The organism is Candidatus Binataceae bacterium, from assembly GCA_035500095.1.
Taxonomy (GTDB): Bacteria; Desulfobacterota; Binatia; order Binatales; family Binataceae; genus JAKAVN01.
Window position 1 is genome coordinate 1 of sequence record DATJXN010000033.1, and the last position, 8,677, is coordinate 8,677.

General features: G+C 64.2%; 8 protein-coding genes. 4 read left to right on the forward strand and 4 right to left on the reverse strand.

The genetic code is table 11. The features are described 5' to 3' along the window. The 3 genes from VMI09_04340 to VMI09_04350 form a co-directional block, all read right to left on the reverse strand. Positions 1-1,133, reverse strand: a 1,133-nt coding sequence (locus tag VMI09_04340; protein HTQ23900.1) for a GldG family protein, incomplete at its 3' end; no start/stop codon positions are given. Positions 1,134-1,165: 32 nt separating this feature from the next. Continuing rightward, positions 1,166-1,939: an ABC transporter permease subunit gene (locus VMI09_04345; GenBank protein ID HTQ23901.1), complete on the reverse strand. Its 774-nt coding sequence runs from the start codon at positions 1,937-1,939 to the stop codon at positions 1,166-1,168. Positions 1,940-1,966: 27 nt separating this feature from the next. After that, positions 1,967-2,734, reverse strand: a complete 768-nt coding sequence (locus tag VMI09_04350) for an ATP-binding cassette domain-containing protein (GenBank protein ID HTQ23902.1) — start codon at positions 2,732-2,734, stop codon at positions 1,967-1,969. A 236-nt stretch (positions 2,735-2,970) separates the two neighbouring features. On the opposite strand from VMI09_04350, the gene polA reads away from it, so the two are divergent. The 4 genes from polA to VMI09_04370 are packed head-to-tail and all read left to right on the forward strand — an operon-like array spanning position 2,971 to position 7,638. Continuing rightward, complete coding sequence (gene polA, locus VMI09_04355; GenBank protein ID HTQ23903.1) at positions 2,971-5,697, forward strand: DNA polymerase I; 2,727 nt, start codon at positions 2,971-2,973, stop codon at positions 5,695-5,697. Positions 5,698-5,735: 38 nt separating this feature from the next. Next, the gene (locus VMI09_04360; GenBank protein ID HTQ23904.1) at positions 5,736-6,314 is read left to right on the forward strand and encodes a sigma-70 family RNA polymerase sigma factor; all 579 of its coding nucleotides are present in this window, start codon (positions 5,736-5,738) and stop codon (positions 6,312-6,314) included. Between the two features lie 32 nt (positions 6,315-6,346). Continuing rightward, complete coding sequence (locus VMI09_04365; GenBank protein ID HTQ23905.1) at positions 6,347-6,925, forward strand: zf-HC2 domain-containing protein; 579 nt, start codon at positions 6,347-6,349, stop codon at positions 6,923-6,925. Positions 6,926-6,951: 26 nt separating this feature from the next. After that, positions 6,952-7,638 carry a hypothetical protein gene (locus VMI09_04370; GenBank protein HTQ23906.1) on the forward strand — a complete coding sequence of 229 codons (687 nt, stop codon included), beginning with the start codon at positions 6,952-6,954 and terminating at the stop codon, positions 7,636-7,638. A gap of 44 nt (positions 7,639-7,682) precedes the next feature. Here the strand turns inward: VMI09_04370 and VMI09_04375 are convergent, their stop codons facing one another. After that, entirely contained in the window at positions 7,683-8,450 is a 768-nt protein-coding gene (locus VMI09_04375; protein ID HTQ23907.1) for a 3-hydroxyacyl-CoA dehydrogenase, read from the reverse strand. Positions 8,451-8,677 lie beyond the last annotated feature (227 nt).

The following is an 8,677-nucleotide window of genomic DNA, read 5'->3' on the forward strand; positions in this document are numbered from 1 at the left end:
GTGTCGCTGGTCTGCGCGAGCGGCCAGGTCTGCAGGCCGAACTTGATATCCTTCACCGGCTCGACCGACCGCACCATCGGCCATAGCGTATCCTTGGTGAATCCGCGGGTAATCGGATGCGGCGGGTAGAGCTCGACCAGCGGACTGAGCCCGAGCGTCGGCCCCTGGAAGAGATGCAGCTGCTGGTCGAGCACGATATCGTCGCCGACCGTGAGGCCCCACTGGCTGACCATGTTGACGAGCGAAGCCTCCGCGGCGGCGAGGTCGGCCCGCGGCGGCCGCAGCATCACCAGCACCCGCCCGCCATTTTTGAGATAGCCGCTGATCGCTTCGATCTCTGCCGGGAACAGCGGCTTCTCCGGCCCGACCACGATCACGACCACGCAATCCGCCGGCACCTTGGGCGCAGTCATCAGCGTGAGCGGCCTGATCTCGTAGTTCTCGCCCGCCAGCGCCTGGGCGGCGCGGCCGAAGCCGCCCGCATTGTCCATGTCCGTAATCGAGGCCTCGCCGTGGCCCTGGAGGAAGCAGGCGGCCTTGGTCCCGGTGCTGGTGACCTTGATGATGCCGTTGGTGATCGCCTGTTCGGTGGTTTCGCTGACATTGGTGCCCTGGTCGCCATACTGGAGATGCGTCGTGGGCATCCGCGTCACGTTGAAACGCGTCGCGATCTCGGGATTCTTCTCGGGATCGATCAACTGGTACGTGATCTTCGGCGAGGCGTAGGTGTACGACTGGTAAAGCTCTTCGGCCCGCGAATCGCGGCCGCCCTGGAAGAAGCCGTAAAACTTGAGCGGCTGCTTGAGCGAGCGCACCACCTTGTCGGATTGCGGCGAGAGACTGAAGACCCGTTCGGAGGTGAGGTCGAAACGGCGATGGTGCAGGGCGAGGATGTAGTTGACCGCGATCAGCACGCCCACGAAGCCGAGCGAGTACACCACCGCGTTGGCGCCGTAGCGGGTCGCGCGATGGCCCATCAGGGTGCCCAGCGTGTCGTGGCTGGAGGTCGCCCACAGCACCACCGCCAATACGCCGAGCACCAGGTTGAGCAGGCAATACATGCCCGCGCCGGTGAGGTAGGCGATCAGCGCGAAGAACAGAAAGACGAGGCCGATCAGGCCAGCCGATGCCATGCTGCGTTGCATCCCGCGCGCTCCGCCCTACCCTATCGCCAACGCGCCGACTCGACCGAGCGCTGGGTCAGAAACAAGGCCACGAAAATCATCGTGCAGAAGTAAACGATGTCGCTGGTATCGATCACGCCGCCGACCATCTGGCCGAAGTGCTGCGGCAGCGACAGGTAGCGCAGCAGGTCGCCAAGAATGCCGCCGCCCGTCTGCAGCGGCCATGAAATCACGTAAAGCAGGAGCAGGATCCCAAGACAGCTTATCGCCGCGATGATCTGGTTCTGCGTGAGCGAGGAAGTGAAAAGCCCGATTGCCACGAAGCATACGCCGAGCAGCGCGAGCGCCACGTAGCCCGCGCCCATCACGCCGACTTCCGGATCGCCGAACACCATCAGGATGATCGGGAAAATCCAGATCAGAGCGATCATGATGACGATGAAGACCGCGGCCGCGATGAACTTGCCGGCGACGATTTCGCCCGTGCGGATCGGCGCGGTCAGCAGGAATTCGTAGGTGCCGCTGCGCTTTTCTTCGGCGAACGCGCGCATCGTGATCGCCGGCACCAGAATCACCATCACCACCGACATGTTGTGCAGCAGCGGTTCGATCACACGGGCATTGAGGTTGAGATGCTCGAGCGCCTGCGCGTTCGACATCGCCGTGTACACCTGCACCATTTCGCTGAACTGCTTGAGCAGCGCGAAGAAAAACCATCCGGCCATCAGCACAAAGACCGTCAGGACCACGTAGGCGACGGGCTGCACGAAGTAACTCGCCAGCTCCTTGCCCGCAATCGTCAGCGCGTTTCTCATCGTTGCTCAACCGCGATCCGCAGCCTCTCAGCCGTGGCCCGCTCCTACCTCCTCCAGCGTTTCCTCGGCCTCCGCAACCTCGTGGCCTTCCTCCTTCGAGATCGCCTCCAGGAACACGTCTTCGAGCGATTTCCCCGCAGGCAGGCTGCCCAGGCTCTCCTCGAGCACCACGCGCCCCGCGTTGATGATCACGACGCGATCGCAGATCTGTGAGACCTCGGGCAGGATATGGGTTGACAGCACGATCGTATGCTGGCCGGAGAGGCCGTGGATCAGCCCGCGGATCTCGTGGATCTGGCGCGGGTCCAGGCCGATCGTCGGTTCGTCGAGCACCAGCACCGGAGGATTGTGGATGATTGCCTGCGCAAGCCCGACGCGCTGACGATAGCCCTTGGAAAGCTGGCCGCAGATGCGATGGGCCATGTCGGCGAGGCCGCAAATCTTGAGCACGCGCTCGACCGCTTCATCAACGTCGGAGCGTCGCATTCCGCGAAGCTTCGCGACAAAGCGCAGGTAGGCCTCGACGCGCATGTCGGAATAGAGCGGCGGCGTCTCGGGCAGATACCCGATCCGGCGGCGCGCCTCGAGCGATTGGGAGAATATGTCGAGACCGTCGACCAGCACGGTGCCGTCCGTCGCCGGCATGAAACCGGTGATGATCCGCATCGTAGTGGTCTTGCCGGCGCCGTTGGGGCCAAGAAAGCCCAGAATCGAACCATGCTCGGCCTTGAAGGAGACGTCGCGCACGGCGACGAAGTCGCCGTAGCGTTTGGTCAGGTTTTTTACCTCGATCATGCAGATCGCCTCGCCGGCAGCCGCGACGGCTCCCAATCCTAACGGGTTTTGACGACGGAACGCTTCCGAAGCTTCAATCCGGCTTCGGCAAACAATCGATCAGTTAAGCTACGCACCCTCAAACTGTCAATATAAGACCTATGCGAACCATAAGAGCTATGCGAACCGAATCAAACGGCGCCCGGCGCCCAGAGCGATTTTGCTTTGCCGGCGGCTTGGGATAGTTTCACACGCCGATGGCTGAAGAAAGGCCGACAGTCTACCTAATCGACGGCTCGGGCTATATTTTCCGCGCGTTCTTCGCCCTGCCGCAGCTCAATAACTCGCGCGGGATGCCCACCAACGCGGTTTACGGCTTCATCCGGATGCTGCTCAAGCTGCTCAAGGAGGAGCGCCCGCGGCATATCGCGGTGGTCTTCGACTCGCCGCGCAAAACCTTCCGCGACGACCTTTTCGAGTCGTACAAGGCCAACCGCGTCGAGGCGCCCAGCGATCTGACCGTGCAGATCCCCTACGTCCTGCGCGCGGTCGAGGCCTTTCGCATCAAGAGTCTGGTGCTCGAGGGTTTCGAGGCCGACGACGTTATCGGCACGCTGGCCGCGCGCGCCGCGCGCAAACGCTTCGACACCGTGATCGTCACCGAGGACAAGGACTTCATGCAGCTCGTCGGGCCGCACGTCACGCTGTGGAACACGATGCGCGATCGGCGCGTGGACTCGCGCGAGGTCCGCGCGCGGCTCGGCGTCGATCCGTCCGCGGTGGTTGACGTGATGGCGCTGATGGGCGATCCGATCGACAACGTCAAGGGCGTCCCCGGCATCGGCGAGAAAACCGCAACCGCGCTGATCAAGCATTTCGGCTCGCTCGACAAGCTCTACGCCAACCTCGGGGAGGTAGAAAAGATCCCGGGCCTGCGCGGCGCGAAGAGAATCGCGGGACTCCTCGCCGAGCATCGCGCCGGCGCCGAACTCGCGCGCAAACTCGTCAGCATCGAGACCGCCGCGCCGGTCGAAACGGAAGTTGAGGCGCTCGATTGGCCCGGTATCGACGAGCGGGCGGTAAGCGAACTGCTGCGCGAGCTCGAGTTCCACTCGCTGCTGAACGAACTGACGCCGGCCCAGGCCTCGTTGCCCACGGGCGGCACGCAGAGCCGCGAGCATCAGGTTGTGAGCGCTGACGTACCCGCCCTGATCGCGCGGCTCGCTCGCGCGCCGCGCCTTGCGCTCCATCTGGAAGCCGGCGAGACGCGCGCGGGGATCATCGAGGGTGACTCGGACGATACGTCGGAAGCCAACGGCGCGTTGGATTTCAAAGGCGATGCGAAACCCGGCGCGAGCGCCGCAGCGACCCCGGCGGCAAGTTCCGCCGACGGTACGGGTCTGAAAATCGCCGCCGAGGGCGAAAGCGAAACCTGGGCGCTTTCCGCCGAGAGCATCGCGGCGGCGGCTCCGCTGCTCGCCGCAGCCGCTCCGCCGAAAACGGTGCATGATCTCAAGGAGCATCTCCATCTCCTCAAGAGCCGCTTCGGCGTCGAGCTTGCCGGCGTTGACTTCGACACCATGCTGGCAGGGTTCCTGGTCAACCCCGGACGCTCCGAACCGTCGCTCATCGATCTCTATCACGACTACCTCGCGCCGCTTGGCGGAAATCGCGAGCCCGGCTCAGAACCGGAGTTGATCGCCGCGCTGCGCAAAGCGCTCCTGCCGAAGCTCAAGGAGTACGGCCTCGAGGCGCTGTTCAACGAAATCGAATTGCCGGTCGCGCGCATTCTCGCCGAAATGGAAGAGACGGGAATCGCGGTCGATGGCGAAGCGCTGAAGGCGATCTCCGCCGAGCTTGGCGCGAAGCTCGAGCGGATGGAGCGGGAGTGTTACCGCCTGGCCGGACGCCAGTTCAATCTCAACTCGCCCATTCAACTCCGCCAGGTGCTTTTCGACGACCTCAAGCTCTCGGTCAAGGGGCTGAAAAAAACCAAGGGTGGGTTCTCGACCGATGCCGACACGCTGGAAAAGCTCGCCGCGATCCACCCGCTGCCGCGCCAGTTGCTCGAGTACCGCGCGATCGCGAAGCTCAAATCAACGTACAGCGACGCGCTGCCGCAGCTTATCGACCGCGCCACCGGACGGCTCCATACCTCGTTCCATCAGGCGCTGACGGCGACCGGCCGGCTGAGTTCGACCGACCCCAACCTGCAAAATATCCCCACGCGCACAGAGGAGGGACGCCGCATCCGCCGCGCTTTCGTCGCCGGGCCGGGATGGCTGATGCTCTCGGCCGACTACTCGCAAATCGAATTGCGCGTGCTGGCTCATCTCTCCGGCGACCCGACCCTGATCGGCGCCTTTCGCCGCGGCGAAGACATACACGCCCGCACCGCCGCCGAAGTGCTCGGACGTAAGCCCGAGGCGGTCGACGCCGAAGCGCGCCGCCTGGCCAAGGTGATCAATTTTGGAATCATCTACGGGATGGGTCCGCAGCGGCTCGCGGGAGAACTCGGCATCAGCCTCAAGGAGGCGTCCGAATATATTAAGAAATACTTCGAGCGATTGCCGGGCGTTCACACTTATCTGGAACAATCGCTCGCCCAGGCGCGCGAGCGCGGATGGGTGGCCACGATGTACGGCCGGCGGCGGTACCTTCCCGAGCTCAACTCGCCGCAGGGCGGGGCGCGGGCGCAAGCAGAGCGAATCGCAATGAATACGCCGCTGCAGGGGACGGCCGCCGACCTGATAAAATTGGCTATGATTCGGCTCGACGGGGCGATTAAAGAGCAAAAATGGAAGGCACGGATGCTGCTCCAGGTGCATGACGAGTTGCTCCTTGAGATGCCGCGCGCCGAATTGGAGCCCGTTTCGGAGACCGCCCGCCGCGAGATGGAAGGAGTGGCGGAATTGCGGATTCCGCTCAAGGTTGAACTCAAGTGGGGTCCCAACTGGGCCGAGTTGGAATCCCGTCGAGGATAATCGGCCTGAATTTTGCCCGATCCACCTGCGTCTAACCTTTGAACCAGCCAAATCGCCAGGAGCGGGACGAAGCCGAGCTCATCGAGCGGGCTAAAAAGGGCGATACCAAGGCGTTTGGCACCCTGGTCGAGCGTTATCAGCGGCGGGTTGTGGGGGTTGCGATGGCAGTGGTTCACAACCAGGAAGATGCCCTCGAACTGGCGCAGGAGACTTTTGTACGTGCCTTCCAGAACGTCAGCAAATTCGAGTCGCGCTCGAGCTTCTCGACGTGGCTTTACCGCATCGCAGCAAACATCGCGATCGATTTCCGGCGCGGCGAACGGCGCCATCCGACGATGCGCGGCGAAGAGGCCGAAACCGAGATTCAGCGGCTGCCGAGCGCGGCGGGCGATTCATTCAAGGAAGCGCAACGCAGCGAGATGGGCCGGCGCATCCAAGAGGCGCTGGGCCAGTTGACGCAGGAACATCGGGCCGCGATACTTCTGCGGGAGGTCGAAGGCCTGTCATACGACGAAATAAGCGATGTGTTGCAGTGCCCACGAGGAACCGTGATGAGCCGGTTGCATTACGCCCGCAGCCGCCTGCGCGAAATCCTTAAGGACTTGGCCGAAGATTAACGCAGGACAGGAAGCTAAATACCCTCATCATCATGGCTCAATGCGACGACATCGCCTCGCTCCTTGGGGCCTTCGAGGACGGCGAACTTGCTCCGCAGGAGATGCACGAGGTCGCCCTTCATCTCGCAAGCTGCAAAAATTGCGATCTCACGCTCGCTGCCTACGCCAACCTGGGCGGGCTGCTCCGCGACGCCGCGCCGGCGCCCTCGCTTGACGGCTTCGCGACGGCAGTGCAGGCGCGTATCGAGCGACTGCGCCCGCCGCTTCGCGTCCGCCTCGGCCGATGGTTCGAGGATCTGCGCGAGCGTTATGGCAACGCCGCCGCAATGGCGTTCGCGATGGGGGCCGCAGCCGTGCTGACGGTCGTCCTCACTACACCGCTTGCGCGCAATATGCTCGGCGCGCGCGAGCGCGCGATACAAGTGGCCGCCCGCGACGCCAAGGCGCTCAAGGATGACACCGGCAAGTCGCTTGCGGAGATGGCCGCAGTGGCGAGCCGCGAACCGAGCGCGATCATCTCAAAGCTCGAGACCTCCAACCCCGACGTTGCCGTATGGAGCGAGCCAAGCCAGGACACCACCGTCATCTGGCTGCCCGATCAACAACCCTGACTATGCATCGTTTGACGATTCCTTCCATGACAGCGCTGCTGGTAGTGCTGTTCGCGATGGCTGCGCAGGCGCAGCCAACTCCGGGAACATCGCCGCAGGCGCCTAAGGCGCCGAACGATCGTGCTGGTGCTGCGACGCGTGGTCCCCAGGGCGAGGCCGCGACGCCTCATCGGGTGATCATGCTCCACGTGGACGAGGTCCTCGCGGCGGATACCGGCGAGGGAATCGACGTGCGGCTGCTGCCGATGGGCGGGCGGCTGGAGTCGCTCTTCCGCTACACGACTTACCGCTTAATCAGCCATCAGGTCAGCCGCACCGAATGCGGAAGGACGGCGGCGTTCACGCTGCCGGGCGGATGGATCGTCAACGTCGAGCCGAGCGCCGTGAGCGACAACATGATCGCGATGGAGCTGATGCTGTTCAATGGCACGCATCCGATGATGACGACCGACATCCGGATGCGCAATCACGGCATGTTCATCATCGGCGGCCCGCATTATCGCCAGGGGATGCTGATAATTCCGATTGGCGCGGACGCGCTGGAACTGGCGGCGCCCTCCGGGCCAGTGCCGGTCACTCCTGAGGGGACGATGCCCGAGATGGGCGCGCCGAATCCGGCTGCACCTGAGGGTCCCGACGACTCGGCTCCTGAAATGGCGCCGCTCGACGCGGTCGCTCCCAACGCCGCCCCGCCCAGCGCTCCGAATCAGTAGCGAACTCTGACAGCGTCGCGACGCGATGCGATGGCGCGCCGCCGTTAGCGCGGCGCCATCCGGAGCGCGCCGTCGAGCCGGATCGTCTCGCCGTTGAGCATCGTGTTCTCGACGATATGGCGCGCGAGCGCCGCGTATTCGCTCGGCCGCCCCAGGCGCGACGGAAAGGGAATCGACGCTTCGAGCGCCTTGCGCGCCGGCTCCGGCAAGAGGCCCAGCATCGGCGTTTCAAAAATCCCCGGTGCGATCGTGCAGACGCGGATGCCCAGTGAGGCCAGGTCGCGCGCGACCGGCAGCGTCAGACTCACCACGCCGCCCTTGGACGCCGAGTAGGCCGCCTGCCCAATCTGTCCGTCGTAGGCCGCGACCGAAGCGGTGTTGATGATCACGCCGCGCTCGCCCTCGCTGTTGGGCTGGTTCTTCGCCATCCGCGCCGCCGCGATCCGGATCATGTTGAACGTTCCGACCAGGTTTATCTGGATCACCTTGTTGAAGAGATCGAGCGAATGCGGACCGTCCTTCGAGAGCGTGCGCGACGCGCGCCCGATGCCGGCGCAGTTGACCGCGATATGAAGCGTGCCGAAGTGCTCGGCCGCCTTCGCGGCCGCCGCTTCGACCTCGGGGCCCGAGGTTACGTCCGCGGCGACGAACAGCGCCTTTGCACCGAGGTTCTCGGCGAGCTTCGCGCCCGGCGATGAGGGCAGATCGAGAATCGCAACCTTGGCGCCGCGCTCGGCGAATTCGTTCGCGGTCGCCGCGCCCAGTCCCGAGCCGCCGCCGGTGATTACTGCCACTGCGTCTTTGAGATTCATCCGGACCTCCGCCGAGATGCGATCATCTCGAATGCGATTCCTCGCCCGCGGCGAATCGTAGCTCAGCAGGCCGGCTCTGCGCCACCGAATCGGCATAGGGGGTAGCGCCGCAGCGCTACTCCCCTGCCACACCACCGGACATGCGGGTCCGCATCCGGCGGTTCGGAAGGTTGAGGTTACTGGGCAAGTCTGGGCACTCCGAGGCGGTCGTAGTAGCGAGTGGTGAG

Coding starts and splice junctions, on each gene's coding strand:
- VMI09_04345 (HTQ23901.1), bottom strand. CDS start 1,939: ATGAGAAACGCGCTGACGATTGCGGGCAAGGAGCTGGCGAGTTACTTC.
- VMI09_04350 (HTQ23902.1), bottom strand. CDS start 2,734: ATGATCGAGGTAAAAAACCTGACCAAACGCTACGGCGACTTCGTCGCC.
- polA (HTQ23903.1), top strand. CDS start 2,971: ATGGCTGAAGAAAGGCCGACAGTCTACCTAATCGACGGCTCGGGCTAT.
- VMI09_04365 (HTQ23905.1), top strand. CDS start 6,347: ATGGCTCAATGCGACGACATCGCCTCGCTCCTTGGGGCCTTCGAGGAC.
- VMI09_04370 (HTQ23906.1), top strand. CDS start 6,952: ATGACAGCGCTGCTGGTAGTGCTGTTCGCGATGGCTGCGCAGGCGCAG.
- VMI09_04375 (HTQ23907.1), bottom strand. CDS start 8,450: ATGAATCTCAAAGACGCAGTGGCAGTAATCACCGGCGGCGGCTCGGGA.